The sequence below is a fragment of the Pseudomonas sp. QLc11A genome, assembly GCF_052112305.1.
GTDB lineage: Bacteria > Pseudomonadota > Gammaproteobacteria > Pseudomonadales > Pseudomonadaceae > Aquipseudomonas > Aquipseudomonas laurylsulfatiphila.
The window spans coordinates 168,609-184,792 of sequence record NZ_JAVAJJ010000002.1 but is presented as its reverse complement, the minus strand read 5'-3'; the positions used below and the strand labels follow the sequence as shown (position 1 = coordinate 184,792).

Here is a 16,184-nt window from a genome sequence, read left to right as displayed (position 1 = left end):
GCTCGCTCCTACACGAGGCCGTGTTGTTTCAGGGCCCACTCGACGTGTTCGCGGACCAGTTCGGACGGATGCTCGCGCCGCGCTTTCAACGCCTCCAGCACCGGGATCGTCGAAGGCGCATTGCCCAGGCCTACCGCCAGGTTGCGCAACCAGTTTTCGTAACCGGTCCGACGAAGCGGCGAGCCTTCGGTGCTGCTCAGGAATTTCTCCTCATCCCACATGAACAGTTCCGCCAGTCCGGCGTTATCCAGGTTGTGCCGCGGCTTGAAGTCGCTTTCACCGGAGGGGCGGGCGAAGCGGTTCCAGGGGCAGACAATCTGGCAATCATCGCAACCGAACACCCGATTGCCGATCAGCGGCCGCAGGTCTTGCGGGATCGCGCCTTTGAGTTCGATGGTCAGGTAGGAAATACAGCGCCGGGCATCCAGCACATAGGGACCGACGAAAGCATTGGTCGGACAGATGTCGAGGCAGGCACTGCACCGACCGCAGTGTTCGGTGGCGTGGGGTGGGTCTACCGGCAGCGGCAAGTCAACGAACAGCTCGGCGAGGAAGAAATAACTGCCTGCCTTGCGATTCAACACCAGGGTGTTTTTGCCAATCCAGCCCAGGCCGGCCTGTTCGGCGATGGCTTTTTCCAGCACTGGTGCACTGTCGACAAAGGCACGGAAACCAAACGGGCCGATTTCTGCCTGAATCTTGTCCGCCAGTTGTTGCACGCGTTTGCGGATCAATTTGTGGTAATCGCGACCCAGGGCATAACGCGAGACGTAGGCTTTTTCCGGCTGGGCGAGCATTTTCGCCATGTGGGTGTCGCCCGCCAGGTAGTCCATGCGCAGCGAAACCACGCGCAAAGTGCCGGGCACCAGCTCCTCCGGGTGTGAGCGTTTGCTGCCGTGGGCGCCCATGTAGTCCATTTCGCCGTGGTAGCCGGCGGCGAGCCAGCGCTCCAGGTGGTGCTCGTGCTCGCCCAGGTCGAGGCCGCTGATGCCGACTTGTTGAAAGCCCAGCTCGCGGCCCCAGTCCTTGATGGATTGGGCGAGGGCAGGCAGGTCTGTGGTAATAGCAGGCATGAGGCGAGAGAAACCGGAGCTGAGGTGCGTATAATTCTGCCAGACATCGGAGCCCGAAGACGCATGCCGCACACTAAAGATGAATTACCCGACGCGCTGTACAGTGCCGCGCAAGTGCGAGCGCTCGACGCGAGCCTGATCGCCGCCGGCACACCGGGCTTCGAATTGATGCAGCGCGCGGCGCGGGCGACATGGCGGGCGCTGGTGCGGCAATGGCCGACAGCGAATGAACTGAGTGTACTCACCGGCCATGGCAACAACGCCGGGGACGGGTATCTGGTGGCCGTGTTGGCCCTGCGCGCAGGCTGGTCTGTCCGGGTATTGGCGGTGGGAGATCCGCAGCGCCTGCAGGGGGACGCGGCCTTGGCACATGCCGAGGCGGTTTCTGAAAAAGTGCTCATCGAGCCCTGGACCGCACAATCCGGATTGCGCGGCATCGTCCTGGATGCTTTGCTTGGCACCGGACTGAGCGGTGATGTGCGTGAGCCGTATGCCGGTGCCATCGCCGCGATCAATGTGAGCGGGCTGCCGGCCGCGGCGGTGGATATTCCTTCAGGGCTGTGCGCCGATACCGGTCGTATCCTCGGCGTGGCGGTGCAGGCCGACCTGACAGTGACCTTCATCGGCTTGAAATTGGGATTGTTCACCGGCGAGGCGGCGGATGTGGTCGGCGAACTGCTGTTCAACGACTTGCACGCAGACCCACAGTTGATAGAAGGCGCTGCTTTCACCGCCCGTCGCCTGACCGCAGCTAATCTGCCGCGTCCAGCAGCGCGGGCACCGGCTTCCCACAAAGGCAGATTCGGCCATGTGTTGCTGATCGGTGGCGATCGCGGATTGGGTGGCGCGATTCTACTGAGCGCGCAAAGTGCGCTGCGCAGCGGTGCGGGCATGGTGTCGGTGGCGACCCGCAGCGAACATGTCGCGGCCGCACTGGCGCGGATCCCCGAGGCGATGGTGCTGGGCACTTCCTCTGCCAATCAGCTGATGGATTTGCTGCAAAAGGTTTCCGTGTTGGTTGTCGGTCCGGGGCTGGGGCAAGCGGGTTGGGGGCGCAGCTTGTTGTCGGCCGCCGCTAACGCACCGCTGCCGCAAGTCTGGGACGCCGATGCGCTGAACCTGCTGGCCGAGGAACGTGTGAGTTTGCCCAGGGATTGCGTGATCACCCCGCATCCGGGCGAAGCGGCGCGTTTGCTCGGAATGAGTACGGCGCAGGTTCAAGCCGACCGACCGGCAGCGGCCCATGCATTGAGCAAGAAATATTCGGCGGTCGTGGTGCTCAAGGGGGCCGGGAGCCTGGTTACCTGTCCCGACGGGCGGCTGGCCGTCTGTCATCAGGGCCACCCGGCGATGGCTACTGCCGGTTTGGGCGATGTATTGGCCGGTTTGCTCGGCGCATTGCTGGCCCAGGGCATGGAACCCTTCGACGCGGCCTGCCTGGCGGTCTGGCTGCACGCCAATGCCGGCGAACAGCTAGGAAAATTCGGCCGTGGACTGGCGGCCAGTGATCTGATTCCAGTCATTCGTCAGTTGTTGGAGGAGCAAGCACCGTGTCTGAAGTAACCCTGTATCTGGCCGATGAGCAGGCTATGAGCGACTTTGGCGCACGCATTGCCCGAATCACCCAAGGCCATGGCCTGATCTTCCTCGAGGGCAACCTGGGGATGGGCAAAACCACCTTGTCCCGAGGCATCATCCGTGGCCTGGGGCATGTCGGAGCAGTAAAAAGTCCGACCTTCACCCTGGTTGAGCCCTACGAGATTGGTGACATTCGTGCCTTCCACTTCGATTTGTACCGTCTGGTCGATCCGGAGGAGCTGGAGTTCCTCGGTATCCGCGACTATTTCGAAGACGATGCCCTGTGTCTGATCGAGTGGCCCGACAAAGGTGCAGGCTTTTTGCCAAAGCCGGACCTGACCATTACCATTAGCCCGCAAGACAGCGGGCGTTCGCTGAAAATTTTATCCCAGGGCTCGCGTGGCGAGGCCTGGTGTGCCGCTTTGGCATTGGAATCCAAATAAATGATGGGGTTAGGTATGCGCTTTCGCGCGTTGGTTGCTGCCGTAGGGGTGTTGTTTCTGGCGGTGACCGTCGACGCTGTGGCCGATTCGAAGGTCAACAGTGTTCGTCTGTGGCGGGCACCGGACAACACACGTCTGGTGTTTGACCTGACCGGCCCGGTGCAACACAGCGTCTTTACCCTGACCGCGCCGGATCGCCTGGTCATCGACATCAATGGTGCGACCCTCGGTGCGCCACTCAACGTCAACACATCGAATACTCCGATTACCGCCATGCGCTCGGCCCAACGCACGCCGACCGACCTGCGGGTGGTCATCGACTTGAAAAAGGCGGTGACACCAAAAAGCTTCTCCCTGGCGCCGAACGCCCAGTACGGAAACCGCTTGGTGGTCGATCTGTTCGATAACGCCGCGGATGCCGCGCCTCCCCCAGCGCCGACACCGACTGTGGCCACGATGCCCGCCGTGCCGGTCACGCCTGTGGAGCCTGCAATCAAACTGCCGCCGGCCCCGGCCGGCAAACGCGATATCATCGTGGTGATCGACGCCGGACACGGTGGCGAAGACCCGGGCGCATCGGGTTCTCGCGGTCAGCGTGAGAAAGACGTGGTGTTGCAGATCGCCCGCGAATTGCAACGCCAGATCAACGGCATGAAAGGTTTCCGTGCCGAACTGACCCGTACCGGCGATTACTTCATTCCTTTGCGCGGCCGTACCGAAATTGCCCGCAAGAAAGGCGCCGACCTGTTCGTCTCGATCCACGCCGACGCCGCGCCTTCTGCCGCCGCTTTCGGTGCCTCGGTGTTTGCCCTGTCCGATCGTGGTGCGACCTCGGAGACGGCCCGCTGGCTGGCTGACAGCGAAAACCGTTCCGACCTGATCGGTGGTGCGGGCAACGTCAGCCTCGATGACAAGGACCGCATGCTCGCCGGCGTGCTGCTCGACCTGTCGATGACGGCATCCCTGACGTCCAGCCTGAACGTTGGCCAGAAGGTGCTGAGCAACATTGGCCGGGTAACGCCTCTGCACAAGCAGCGGGTCGAGCAGGCCGGGTTCATGGTGCTGAAGTCGCCGGATATTCCGTCGATCCTGGTGGAAACCGGATTTATCTCCAACGCCAACGAAGCCTCGAAGCTGGCCGCGTCTGGCCACCAGCAGGCGCTGGCGCGTTCGATCAGCAGCGGCGTGCGCCAGTTCTTCCAGCAGAACCCGCCGCCGGGCACTTACATTGCCTGGCTGCGCGACTCCGGCAAGATCGTGCAGGGGCCACGTGACCACCGCGTCAACCCGGGCGAGACCCTGGCGATGATCGCCGTGCGTTATCAGGTGTCGCCCGCGGCCCTGCGCAGTGCCAACAACCTGTCGAGCGATGAGCTCAAGGTCGGTCAGCACCTGACCATTCCGGGCACTGAACTGGCGGCCAAAGAATGAATCAGCTCGTAAACAACGGCGCTCGGATCGAGCTGCTCAGCCCGCGACTGGCGAACCAGATTGCCGCCGGTGAGGTGGTTGAACGCCCGGCTTCGGTGATCAAGGAGCTGCTGGAAAACAGCCTCGACTCCGGTGCCAGGCGCATCGACGTCGATGTTGAGCAGGGCGGCGTCAAATTGCTGCGGGTGCGCGACGACGGTAGCGGCATTTCTGCCGATGACCTGCCGCTGGCGCTGGCCCGTCACGCCACCAGCAAGATCCGCAACCTGGAAGACCTCGAGCAGGTCATGAGCCTGGGCTTTCGCGGTGAGGCCCTGGCATCGATCAGCTCCGTCGCGCGCCTGACCCTGACCTCCCGTACCCGCGACGCCGATCAGGCCTGGCAGGTCGAGACCGAAGGCCGTGACATGGCACCCCGCGTGCAGCCTGCGGCGCATCCGGTGGGCACCTCGGTTGAAGTGCGCGACCTGTTCTTCAACACGCCGGCACGACGCAAGTTTCTCAAGACCGAAAAAACCGAATTCGATCACCTGCAGGAAGTCATCAGGCGTCTGGCCCTGGCGCGCTTCGATGTGGCGTTCCATCTGCGCCACAACGGCAAGACCATCCTCAGCCTGCACGAGGCCCATGATGATGCCGCCCGTGCCCGGCGCGTGGCGGCGATTTGCGGTCCGGGCTTCCTGGAACAGGCCCTGCCGATCGAAATCGAGCGCAACGGCCTGCATCTATGGGGCTGGGTCGGCCTGCCGACCTTCAACCGCAGTCAGGCCGACTTGCAGTATTTCTTCGTCAATGGCCGTGCCGTGCGCGACAAGCTGGTGGCCCACGCGGTGCGCCAGGCCTATCGCGACGTGCTGTTCAACGGTCGGCACCCGACCTTCGTGCTGTTTTTCGAAGTCGATCCGACCGGGGTCGACGTCAATGTGCACCCGACCAAACACGAAGTGCGCTTTCGTGAAGGGCGCATGGTTCACGATTTCCTCTACGGCACCTTGCATCGTGCCTTGGGCGATGTGCGCCCCGATGATCATCTGGCGGCACCGGTTGCCACGGCCATCGTCCGGCCTACCGGCCTCGAAGCCGGTGAATTCGGGCCTCAGGGAGAAATGCGCCTGGCCGCCAATGCGCTGCTGGAACAGCCCCAGGCCCAGCCGTCGTTCAATGCGCCGGCAGGTTCGGGTTCTGGCGCGGGTTATCAGTATCAATACACGCCGCGCCCGCAGTCCGGTGTGCCTGTCGCCGAAGCGCAGGCCGCCTACCGCGAGTTTTTTGCGCCGCTGCCCGAGGCCAATGCCGTCGCGCTACCGGCCGGGCAGGACGACATCCCGCCGCTGGGTTATGCGCTGGCACAACTCAAGGGCATCTACATCCTTTCGGAAAACGCCCAGGGCCTGGTGCTGGTGGACATGCACGCCGCCCACGAGCGGATCATGTATGAGCGCCTGAAGGTGGCGATGGCCAGCGAGGGCCTCAGTGGTCAGCCGTTGCTGGTGCCGGAGTCCCTGGCCGTCAGTCAGCGTGAAGCCGATTGCGCCGAGGAGCATGTCGCCTGGTTCCAGCGCCTGGGCTTTGAGTTGCAGCGCCTGGGCCCGGAAACCCTGGCCATCCGGCAGATCCCGGCACTGCTCAAGCAGGCCGAAGCCAATCGGCTGGTCGCGGACGTCCTGGCGGATCTGATGGAGTTCGGCACCAGCGACCGCATTCAGGCGCACCTGAACGAGTTGCTCGGGACCATGGCCTGCCACGGTGCGGTTCGGGCGAACCGGCGTCTGGCCCTGCCGGAAATGAATGCCCTGCTGCGTGACATGGAAAACACCGAGCGCAGCGGTCAATGCAACCATGGCCGACCGACCTGGACCCAACTGGGCCTGGACGATCTGGACAAACTGTTCTTGCGCGGTCGTTGATGAGCCAGCTCCCACCTGCGATTTTCCTGATGGGCCCGACCGCCGCCGGCAAGACCGACCTGGCCATCGAACTCACCAAGGTCCTGCCTTGCGAGTTGATCAGCGTCGATTCGGCGCTGGTCTACCGTGGCATGGACATCGGCACCGCCAAGCCTTCCAAAGAGCTGCTGGCGCAATATCCGCACCGTCTGATCGATATTCTTGACCCGGCGGAGAGCTATTCGGCTGCGGATTTCCGCCGTGACGCCCTGCAAGCCATGGCCGAGATCACCGCGCGCGGAAAAATTCCGCTGCTGGTAGGCGGCACGATGCTCTATTACAAGGCTTTGGTTGAAGGCCTGGCGCAGATGCCGGCCGCCGACCCGCACGTGCGCGCACAGATCGAAGAAGAGGCTGCACGCCTTGGCTGGCAAGCCCTGCACGACCAGTTGGCAGTGATCGACCCGGTTTCTGCCGCGCGTATTCATCCGAACGATCCGCAGCGTCTGAGTCGAGCACTGGAAGTTTATCGGGTAAGCGGTCAGAGCATGACTGCGCTACGCTTGCAACAATCTGCGCAAAGTACCGAAGCAGCCGCTTCGGGACAGCAACAATTGCCCTATACTGTCGCGAACTTGGCTATTGCCCCGGCAAATCGCCAGGTACTGCACGAGCGAATTAAACAAAGATTCACTTTAATGTTGGAACAGGGATTCATTGACGAGGTCGTAGCCCTGCGTAATAGAGGTGACCTGCATGCCGGGATGCCGTCTATACGTGCAGTAGGCTACCGCCAAGTCTGGGACTACCTGGATGGCAAGCTGACGTCAGCCGAGATGCAGGAGCGTGGAATCATTGCCACGCGCCAATTGGCGAAACGCCAGTTCACCTGGCTGCGCAGTTGGACTGACCTGCATTGGCTGGACAGTCTGGATTGCGACAATCTGCCGCGCGCCTTGAAATACCTTGGGACCATCTCCATATTGAGCTGAGTCCTTGCAATTGCCGTCTATCCTTGGGGGTGTGGCGGCTAAAGCCATCTGTTTACCTATTTTTTATATTGAATCCTTAAAGGAGTGCGGCACATGTCAAAAGGGCATTCGCTACAAGACCCTTACTTGAATACTTTACGTAAAGAGAAAGTTGGGGTGTCCATCTACCTGGTCAACGGTATCAAACTGCAAGGAACGATCGAGTCGTTCGACCAGTTCGTCATCCTGCTGAAAAACACCGTAAGCCAGATGGTCTACAAGCACGCTATCTCTACAGTGGTACCGGTGCGTCCAATTCGTCTGCCTAGCGCAACCGAATCCGATGCAGGTGACGCTGAGCCAGGTAACGCCTGATAGGAGTCTCCTTTGTTCTTTGAGCGCCACGGTGGTGGTGAGCGAGTGATCCTCGTTCACTTGGATGGACAGGACCCTGAGGCGCGCGAAGATCCGCAGGAGTTTCAGGAATTGGCTAATTCGGCTGGCGCCGAGACCGTTGCGTTTTTTAACGTGCCGCGTCATCGGCCAACCGCCAAATTTCTGATTGGCAGCGGCAAGGTCGAGGAGCTACGCGATCTGGTCCATGCCGAAGAAGCAGACCTGGTCATCTTCAATCACGTCCTCACACCCAGTCAGGAACGTAACCTCGAACGTGTCTTCGAGTGTCGCGTGATCGACCGCACCGGTCTGATTCTCGATATTTTCGCCCAACGCGCCCGCACCCATGAAGGCAAGCTCCAGGTAGAACTGGCCCAGCTTGACCACATGAGCACCCGGCTGGTTCGTGGCTGGACCCACCTTGAGCGCCAGGGTGGCGGTATCGGCATGCGTGGCCCGGGTGAAACCCAGCTGGAAACCGACCGCCGTTTGCTCCGGGTTCGCCTGCGGCAGATCAAGGGCCGGCTGGAAAAAGTGCGAAGTCAGCGCGAACAGTCGCGACGCGGCCGTTCCCGTGCGGATATTCCTACCGTGTCCCTGGTGGGCTATACCAATGCCGGTAAATCCACGCTCTTCAATAACGTGACGAAATCCGACGTGTACGCGGCTGACCAGTTGTTTGCCACGCTGGACCCGACCTTGCGCCGTCTGGAACTGGACGACCTGGGGCCGATTGTCCTGGCCGACACTGTGGGTTTCATTCGCCACTTGCCCCACAAGCTGGTCGAGGCATTTCGGTCTACGCTCGAAGAGTCGAGCAACTCCGACCTGTTGCTGCACGTGATTGATGCGGCCGAACCGGATCGCATGTTGCAGATCGAGCAGGTGATGGTGGTGCTGGGCGAGATTGGTGCCCAGGACTTGCCGATCCTCGAGGTCTATAACAAACTCGATTTGCTTGAAGGCGTTGAACCACAAATCCAGCGCGACGAAAACGGCAGGCCCCAACGGGTCTGGCTCTCGGCACGTGATGGCACAGGTCTGGAATTGCTTGAGCAAGCCATTGCCGAGTTGTTGGGCAGTGATTTGTTTGTCGGTACCTTGCGCTTGCCTCAGCGCTTTGCGCGCCTGCGTGCACAATTTTTCGAGTTGGGCGCGGTACAGAAAGAAGAATACGACGAAGAAGGTGTCAGCTTGCTGGCCATTCGATTGCCGCGCTCGGAGCTCAATCGACTGGTCAGCCGTGAAGGCGTTGTGCCGACGGAGTTTATCGAGCAACACACTTTGCAATAAAAGCCTGAGAAAGCGGTTGTGCCGTGGTGACAGGCATTCTGTAGCATTGGTCGGCGCGCCGTGGGTGCGTCTTTGCTTTATCAGATGGAGAGCGCTATGGCTTGGAATGAGCCGGGTGGCAACTCGAATAATCAGGATCCTTGGGGTGGCAAGCGTCGTAACAACGGCGACCGCAAGGGGCCACCGGATCTCGACGAGGCCTTCCGAAAGCTGCAGGAAAGCCTGAACGGTTTGTTCGGTGGTGGTAAGAAACGTGGTGGCGACGACGGCGGTGGTCCGGGCAAGAGTGGCGGCTTTGGCGGCCTGCTCGGCATCGGCCTGGTCGTGTTGGCCGCCGTTTGGCTGTACAGCGCGGTTTATGTCGTCGACGAGCAGGAGCAAGCCGTGGTGCTGCGCTTCGGCAAGTACTACGAAACCGTGGGGCCGGGCCTGAATATCTATTTCCCGCCGATCGACAAGAAGTACATGGAAAACGTCACGCGTGAGCGTGCCTACACCAAGCAGGGCCAGATGCTGACCGAAGACGAGAACATCGTCGAAGTGCCGCTGACCGTGCAGTACAAGATCAGCAACCTGCAGGATTTCGTGCTGAGCGTCGATCAGCCGGAAATCAGCCTGCAACACGCGACCGACAGCGCCTTGCGCCATGTGGTGGGTTCCACCGCAATGGACCAGGTACTGACCGAAGGTCGTGAGTTGATGGCCAGCGAGATCAAGGAGCGTCTGCAACGCTTCATGGACACCTATCGCACCGGTATCACCGTTACCCAGGTCAACGTTCAGAGCGCAGCGGCACCGCGCGAAGTCCAGGAAGCCTTCGATGACGTGATCCGTGCCCGGGAAGACGAGCAGCGTTCGCGCAACCAGGCCGAAACCTATGCCAACGGCGTCGTGCCGGAAGCCCGTGGTCAGGCCCAGCGCATCCTTGAGGATGCCAATGGTTACCGTGACGAGACCGTCTCGCGCGCCAAGGGTGAGGCCGATCGCTTCACCAAGCTGGTTGCCGAGTACCGCAAGGCTCCTGAAGTCACCCGCCAGCGTCTGTACCTGGACACCATGCAGGAAGTCTTCAGCAACACCAGCAAGGTTCTCGTGACCGGCAACAAGAACGGCCAGAGCAATCTGCTGTACCTGCCGCTGGACAAGATGGTCGAAAGTGGTCGCGGCACCAGCACCCAGGTGAGCAGTGCGGCAGCCACCAGCAATGAAGCGAATGCGCGTGCGGCAGCTGATCTGCAGCAACAGCCAGCACGTACCAGGGAGAGTCGCTGATGAGCAATAAATCGCTGATCGCCCTTATTGTCGGCGTCGTCGTGGCGATCGCTGCCTGGAACTGCTTCTACATCGTGGCTCAGACCGAGCGTGCGGTGTTGCTGCAGTTCGGTCGCGTGGTCCAGACCGATGTTCAGCCAGGCCTGCATGTGAAAGTGCCTTACGTTAACCAGGTGCGTAAATTCGACGCACGCCTGATGACGCTGGATGCACCGACACAACGCTTCCTGACGCTGGAAAAGAAAGCCGTGATGGTCGATGCCTACGCCAAATGGCGCGTGAAGGACGCAGAGCGTTACTACACCGCGACTTCCGGCCTCAAGCAGATCGCCGACGAACGTCTGTCCCGTCGTCTGGAATCGGGCCTGCGTGACCAGTTCGGTAAGCGCACCTTGCACGAAGTGGTCTCCGGTGAGCGCGATGCTTTGATGGCGGACATTACTGCTTCGCTGAACAAGATGGCTGAAAAAGAATTGGGCATCGAAGTGGTTGATGTCCGGGTCAAGACCATCGACTTGCCGAAAGAAGTGAACCGCAGCGTGTTCGAACGTATGAGCACCGAGCGTGAGCGTGAAGCTCGCGAGCACCGCGCCAAGGGTAACGAACTGGCCGAAGGCATCCGTGCCGACGCCGATCGTCAACGCCGCGTGCTGCTGGCTGAAGCCTATCGTGAATCCGAAGAGGTTCGCGGTGACGGCGATGCCCAGGCCGCTGCGATCTACTCCAAGGCCTACGGTCAGGATCAGGAGTTCTACGCGTTCTACCGTAGCCTGCGTGCCTACCGTGAAAGCTTCGCGAACAAATCCGACGTCATGGTCCTCGACCCAAGCAGCGACTTCTTCCACTACCTGGAAAAAGCCAAGCCTTGATACGACGTTGACCTGAATTATCCCCCCGCCGGGCGGCTAAAACCTCTGGCGGGGTGATCCTTTGGGAAAACGTGTGTATGATGCGGCAGCCGGGAAATTCCCGGCTTTTTTGCGTCTGCATGTTTGATTGCTGTTTTAAAGCAGATGCCGGGCCGATTGGCTCGACAGTTTTTCGAGGAAAGTGGTTGGCGAAGCCGGTAGAAGGGCTTTTCGCTCCGTCGCTCATGCGCGTGGTTTGTGCGCAAGCCGATCATTTTCTGCTTCACTCAAGGCTCGCCGACAGGCTGGTCGCCCGGAGATAGGGGAAGGCGTAATGGCAACGGTAGACCGCTGGCTTCTGCCAGATGGCATCGAAGAAGTACTGCCACCGGAAGCTGCGCGTATTGAAGTCGCGCGTCGTCAGGTGTTGGATCTGTTCCAGAGCTGGGGTTACGAGTTTGTCGTGACTCCCCATATCGAGTACCTGGAATCCCTGCTGACCGGCGCGGGCCAGGACCTGGATCTGCGCACCTTCAAGGTCATCGACCCGCAATCGGGCCGCCAGATGGGTTTCCGTGCCGACATCACGCCGCAAGTGGCGCGCATCGATGCGCACACCCTGCGTCGCGAAGGTCCGAGCCGCCTGTGCTATGCCGGCAGCGTGCTGCATGCCCAGCCGCGTGCCTTGTCGTCCTCGCGCAGCCCGATTCAACTGGGTGCCGAGTTGTACGGCGACGGCAGTCCGAGCAGCGACGTCGAAGTCATCAGCCTGATGCTGGCCATGCTGCAACTGGCCGATGTGCCGGATGTGCACATGGACCTCGGTCATGTCGGCATCTATCGCGGCCTGGCCCGCGCGGCCGGTTTGTCCGGTGAAGTCGAGCAGCAGTTGTTCGATGCCTTGCAACGCAAGGCCATCGATGAGGTCATTACCTTGACCGAAGGCTTGCCTGCCGATCTGTCGGGCATGCTGCGGGCGTTGGTCGACCTGTGTGGCGGCCGTGAAGTGCTGGCTGCGGCCCGTGAGCGTCTGGCCAAGGCGCCTGCCCCGGTTCTGGCGGCGCTGGACGACTTGCTGGCAATTGCCGAGCGGTTGTCTGTGCGTTTCCCTGAACTGCCGCTGTATTTCGACCTGGGCGAGCTGCGTGGCTACCACTACCACACTGGTGTGGTGTTCGCCGTGTTCGTGCCGGGTGTTGGCCAGTCCATTGCCCAGGGCGGTCGTTACGACGACATCGGCGCCGACTTCGGTCGTGCCCGTCCGGCGACCGGTTTTTCCACCGATTTGAAAACCCTGGTGACCCTGGGGCGTGCTGAGATCGAGCTACCGTCTGGCGGTATCTGGATGCCTGACAGTACGGATGCGGCACTCTGGCAGCAGGTTTGCCAGTTGCGCAGTGAGGGTCAGCGTGTCGTTCAGGCCTTGCCTGGACAACCTTTGGCCGCCGCCCGTGAAGCGGACTGCGACCGGCAATTGATTCAGCAGAACGGGCTTTGGCAAGTATCGCCACTGGCTTCTTGAGTTTTCCTGCCGGCTGCCGCCGGCACCAAGTTTGCGCGAATGAGGACAAGTGTTATGGGTAAGAATGTCGTAGTCCTGGGCACCCAATGGGGTGATGAGGGCAAAGGCAAGATCGTTGATCTGCTGACCGAACATGCTGCCGCCGTAGTGCGCTACCAGGGTGGCCACAACGCGGGCCACACTCTGGTGATCGATGGCGAAAAAACCGTCTTGCACCTGATCCCGTCGGGCGTGCTGCGCGAAGGCGTACAGTGCCTGATCGGCAACGGCGTGGTGGTAGCACCTGACGCCCTGCTGCGCGAGATCACCAAGCTGGAAGAAAAAGGTGTGCCGGTGCGCGAGCGCCTGCGTATCAGCCCGTCCTGCCCGCTGATCCTGTCCTTCCACGTTGCGCTGGACCAGGCCCGTGAAAAGGCCCGTGGCGAGCTGAAGATCGGTACCACCGGTCGCGGCATCGGCCCGGCCTACGAAGACAAGGTTGCACGTCGTGGCCTGCGTGTGGGCGACCTGCTCAACATGCCGCGCTTTGAAGACAAGCTGCGTGAACTGGTGGAATACCACAACTTCATGCTGGTGGGTTACTACAAAGAGCCGGCCATCGACTTCGACAAGACCCTGGCCGAGTGCAAGGAATACGCTGAGCTGCTCAAGCCGCTGATGCTGGACGTGACTGCCGAGCTGCACGACCTGCGTCGCGCTGGCAAAGACATCATGTTCGAAGGCGCCCAAGGCTCCCTGCTGGACATCGACCACGGTACCTACCCGTACGTGACCAGCTCCAACACCACCGCTGGCGGCGTTGCTACCGGTTCGGGTGTTGGCCCCATGTTCCTGGACTACATCCTGGGCATCACCAAGGCTTACACCACGCGTGTAGGTTCGGGTCCATTCCCGACGGAGCTGTTCGACGAAGTCGGTGCGCACCTGGCCAAACAAGGTCACGAGTTCGGCGCGACTACCGGCCGTGCTCGTCGTTGTGGCTGGTTCGACGCTGTTATCCTGCGTCGCGCTATCGATGTGAACAGCATCTCGGGCATCTGCCTGACCAAGCTGGACGTGCTCGACGGTCTGGAAACCATCAACATCTGCGTCGGCTACAAAGACGCAGAAGGCAAGGCCGTTGCCCCGACTGATGCTGACAGCTACGTGGGCCTGCAGCCTGTGTACGAAGAAGTGCCGGGCTGGACCGAGTCGACCGTGGGTGCCAAAACCCTGGAAGAGCTGCCAGCTAACGCCCGTGCTTACATCAAGCGCGTTGAAGAGCTGATCGGTGCGCCGATCGACATTATTTCGACGGGCCCGGACCGCAACGAAACCATCGTTCTGCGTCATCCGTTTGCTTGATAAGTCGTTGATGTAAAACACAAAGGCTCCTTAATCGGGGCCTTTGTCGTATTTGTCTGCAGGACGGCATGACCTTTGCTGTAAATATCCTCAAAAGAATGCCATCAAAATAATGGCGTCCAAGTAGAGGGATTCACAGTGTCGGCCGTTCTCTCACTGTTACAAAGCCGTTTGTTGCGGCCTGTGTTCGTTACTCTGGGTATCGCCCTTTTGGTGCAGGTGCTGGTGGCTGTTGCTCTGACCCGGAGTACGGTAACCGCGCTCGAAGCCGATCTGGGCACGCGTCTAGGCGCGGACAGTCAAAAACTTTCCGCCGAGCTTGAGCAGGCCGGGCGCGAAGTCACGTCCAGTCTGGACAGCCTTTCTACCAGTACACGTCAGCGCCTCACGGCCGGTTTGTCCTCGCGTCTTGAGGAAGAGCAGGCGCAATTGCGTTCGACCCTGGAAAAGGACCTGAAGGACTCCGCCAACGATATGGCGCAGCTTCTGGCTTCGGTCGCGCCCCGCGCCATGTGGGACAACGACATTCCGACGCTGTCCGAATTCGCCCGTCGGGCCCAGCGCAATCCCAATGTGCTGTTCGTGGTGTATGACGACGCTACCGGTCAGCACCTGACGCGCTACCTCAACCGGGAAAACCCGATCAACAAGGCACTGCTGGAAAAAGGCCAGGGCGAGCGGGCGCTCGACAAGGTGCTGGATGCGGCGAAGAACGATCCTTCGGTTTTCTACATCGAGGCCTCGATCAACCCCAATGGCGTGGAAATCGGCAAGGTCCTGATGGGGGTCTCGACGGCTTCCGTGGAGACGGACCTTGCGGCCCTCGACAAGCGCTTCTCGGCCTTGATCGCCAGCAGCGACCAACTGGTTGGCGACAGCCTCAAAGGCGCGGCTGCCGACAGCGCAACGGCGATGCGCGCGCGTCTGCAGTCCGCGCAGTCCACAGCGGCTGAAATGAAAGCCAACACCACCAGCACCGTACAGGAAGCCGCTGCAACATTGCGCTGGCGCATCGGCGTGTGTCTGGCGGTCGTGGGTTTTGGTGTCCTGCTGTTGCTGGTGGTGGTGCTCGGTCGCCGAGTGGTCAATCGCCTGAAAATGCTGATCGTTGCCATGGATGACCTGGCGGCGGGCGAGGGCGATCTGACCAAGCGTGTGCAGATCAACAGTAAGGACGAAATTGGCGACATGGCCTCGGCGGTCAATCGCTTTGTGGATAAGTTGCAGCCGATCGTGCGCGAGGCGGGCGATGTGGCTCAGCGTACCGGCGTCGAGATTGGTGCCATGACCCTGCGCAACGCGGGTGCGGACGCAGCGGCTGGCATGCAGCGCGACGAAGTGGCGGAGAGTTTGCGTGCCTTGTCGCAAATGGCGGATGAGGCGCAGTCGGAAAGCCACGCCATGCAGGCGGCGCTGAAACAGGTGGTGGAGATTCGTCAGGCCACTGATGAAAACACCCGGACCTCGGCGAAAGTCGGCAGCCTGATCGAGGAGCTGGCGGGGCAGGTCAATACCGGCGCCCAGGTGATCGAGCGCCTGGCGCAGCAAAGCGAGCAGATTGAAGTCGTGTTGACGGTGATTCACGGCATCGCCGAGCAGACCAACCTGCTGGCGCTGAACGCGGCCATTGAAGCGGCGCGTGCCGGCGAGACCGGGCGCGGGTTTGCGGTGGTTGCAGATGAGGTGCGGGCGCTGGCGAGCAAGACGCAGAGCTCCACTGGTGATATCCAGGCGCACATCGTGGCGTTGCAGCAGGGCGCGCGCGAGGCGGTCGCGGCAATCGGTCAGGCCGGACGCCAGGCCAACGAAGGTTTGGTGGTGTTGCGTGACAGTGCGCGATTGCAGCAGTCGGTGCAGGCGTCGGTTGAGCAGGTGCATGCGGCGATAGGTCTGGCGACCCAGGCCGCGGCGCATCAAGCGCAAGGGGCGCAGGCGGTGCGTGGTCGGGTCCAGACCATTCATGCCCAGGCCGAGAAAGCGGCTCAGGCGGTGGTGGAAACCACGGCCAGCGGCAAGGTGCTGGATGGGTTGGCGGCGCAGTTGAAGGCGAGCCTGGGGCAGTTCAGGGCTTAGGGTTTGTGTTGAATGGTCTGGCGTCATCGCGAGCAGGCTCGCTCCCACATTGGA

At 61.2% G+C, this 16,184-nt stretch carries 13 protein-coding genes; 12 read left to right on the top strand and 1 reads right to left on the bottom strand.

Going from position 1 to position 16,184, the window contains the following annotated elements:
- Positions 1 to 8: 8 nt before the first annotated feature.
- Positions 9 to 1,073, bottom strand: a complete 1,065-nt coding sequence (gene queG, locus Q8X48_RS03745) for a tRNA epoxyqueuosine(34) reductase QueG (protein WP_407799699.1) — start codon at positions 1,071 to 1,073, stop codon at positions 9 to 11.
- 63 nt (positions 1,074 to 1,136) lie between these two features.
- On the opposite strand from queG, the gene Q8X48_RS03740 reads away from it, so the two are divergent.
- The 12 genes from Q8X48_RS03740 (at position 1,137) to Q8X48_RS03685 (ending at position 16,130) form a co-directional block, all read left to right on the top strand.
- A complete protein-coding gene (locus Q8X48_RS03740; protein WP_407799697.1) occupies positions 1,137 to 2,636 on the top strand; it encodes an NAD(P)H-hydrate dehydratase in 1,500 nt (499 codons plus the stop codon).
- Complete coding sequence (gene tsaE, locus Q8X48_RS03735) at positions 2,624 to 3,094, top strand: tRNA (adenosine(37)-N6)-threonylcarbamoyltransferase complex ATPase subunit type 1 TsaE (RefSeq protein WP_007973252.1); 471 nt, start codon at positions 2,624 to 2,626, stop codon at positions 3,092 to 3,094. The genes Q8X48_RS03740 and tsaE overlap by 13 nt, the downstream gene beginning before the upstream one ends.
- A complete protein-coding gene (locus Q8X48_RS03730) occupies positions 3,095 to 4,525 on the top strand; it encodes an N-acetylmuramoyl-L-alanine amidase (RefSeq protein ID WP_407799694.1) in 1,431 nt (476 codons plus the stop codon). It begins immediately after the preceding gene.
- Positions 4,522 to 6,432: a DNA mismatch repair endonuclease MutL gene (gene mutL, locus Q8X48_RS03725; RefSeq protein ID WP_407799692.1), complete on the top strand. Its 1,911-nt coding sequence runs from the start codon at positions 4,522 to 4,524 to the stop codon at positions 6,430 to 6,432. The genes Q8X48_RS03730 and mutL overlap by 4 nt, the downstream gene beginning before the upstream one ends.
- Positions 6,432 to 7,403: a tRNA (adenosine(37)-N6)-dimethylallyltransferase MiaA gene (miaA, locus tag Q8X48_RS03720; RefSeq protein WP_095964698.1), complete on the top strand. Its 972-nt coding sequence runs from the start codon at positions 6,432 to 6,434 to the stop codon at positions 7,401 to 7,403. The genes mutL and miaA overlap by 1 nt, the downstream gene beginning before the upstream one ends.
- 93 nt (positions 7,404 to 7,496) lie before the next feature.
- Positions 7,497 to 7,757, top strand: coding sequence for an RNA chaperone Hfq (gene hfq / locus Q8X48_RS03715; protein WP_003221112.1), 261 nt, complete (start codon positions 7,497 to 7,499; stop codon positions 7,755 to 7,757).
- A gap of 12 nt (positions 7,758 to 7,769) precedes the next feature.
- On the top strand, positions 7,770 to 9,071 hold the full coding sequence (hflX, locus tag Q8X48_RS03710; protein ID WP_096819817.1) for a ribosome rescue GTPase HflX: 1,302 nt from the start codon (positions 7,770 to 7,772) through the stop codon (positions 9,069 to 9,071).
- A 96-nt stretch (positions 9,072 to 9,167) separates the two neighbouring features.
- Positions 9,168 to 10,343 (top strand): FtsH protease activity modulator HflK, encoded by a 1,176-nt coding sequence (gene hflK / locus Q8X48_RS03705; protein ID WP_008048073.1) that lies wholly within the window; start codon positions 9,168 to 9,170, stop codon positions 10,341 to 10,343.
- A complete protein-coding gene (gene hflC, locus Q8X48_RS03700; protein WP_007973264.1) occupies positions 10,343 to 11,212 on the top strand; it encodes a protease modulator HflC in 870 nt (289 codons plus the stop codon). Before hflK ends, hflC begins: the two co-directional genes overlap by 1 nt.
- Positions 11,213 to 11,525: 313 nt before the next feature.
- Complete coding sequence (locus tag Q8X48_RS03695; protein ID WP_007973265.1) at positions 11,526 to 12,713, top strand: ATP phosphoribosyltransferase regulatory subunit; 1,188 nt, start codon at positions 11,526 to 11,528, stop codon at positions 12,711 to 12,713.
- 54 nt (positions 12,714 to 12,767) lie between these two features.
- Positions 12,768 to 14,057: an adenylosuccinate synthase gene (locus Q8X48_RS03690; RefSeq protein ID WP_407799688.1), complete on the top strand. Its 1,290-nt coding sequence runs from the start codon at positions 12,768 to 12,770 to the stop codon at positions 14,055 to 14,057.
- Between the two features lie 138 nt (positions 14,058 to 14,195).
- On the top strand, positions 14,196 to 16,130 hold the full coding sequence (locus Q8X48_RS03685) for a methyl-accepting chemotaxis protein (RefSeq protein ID WP_407799686.1): 1,935 nt from the start codon (positions 14,196 to 14,198) through the stop codon (positions 16,128 to 16,130).
- Positions 16,131 to 16,184 lie beyond the last annotated feature (54 nt).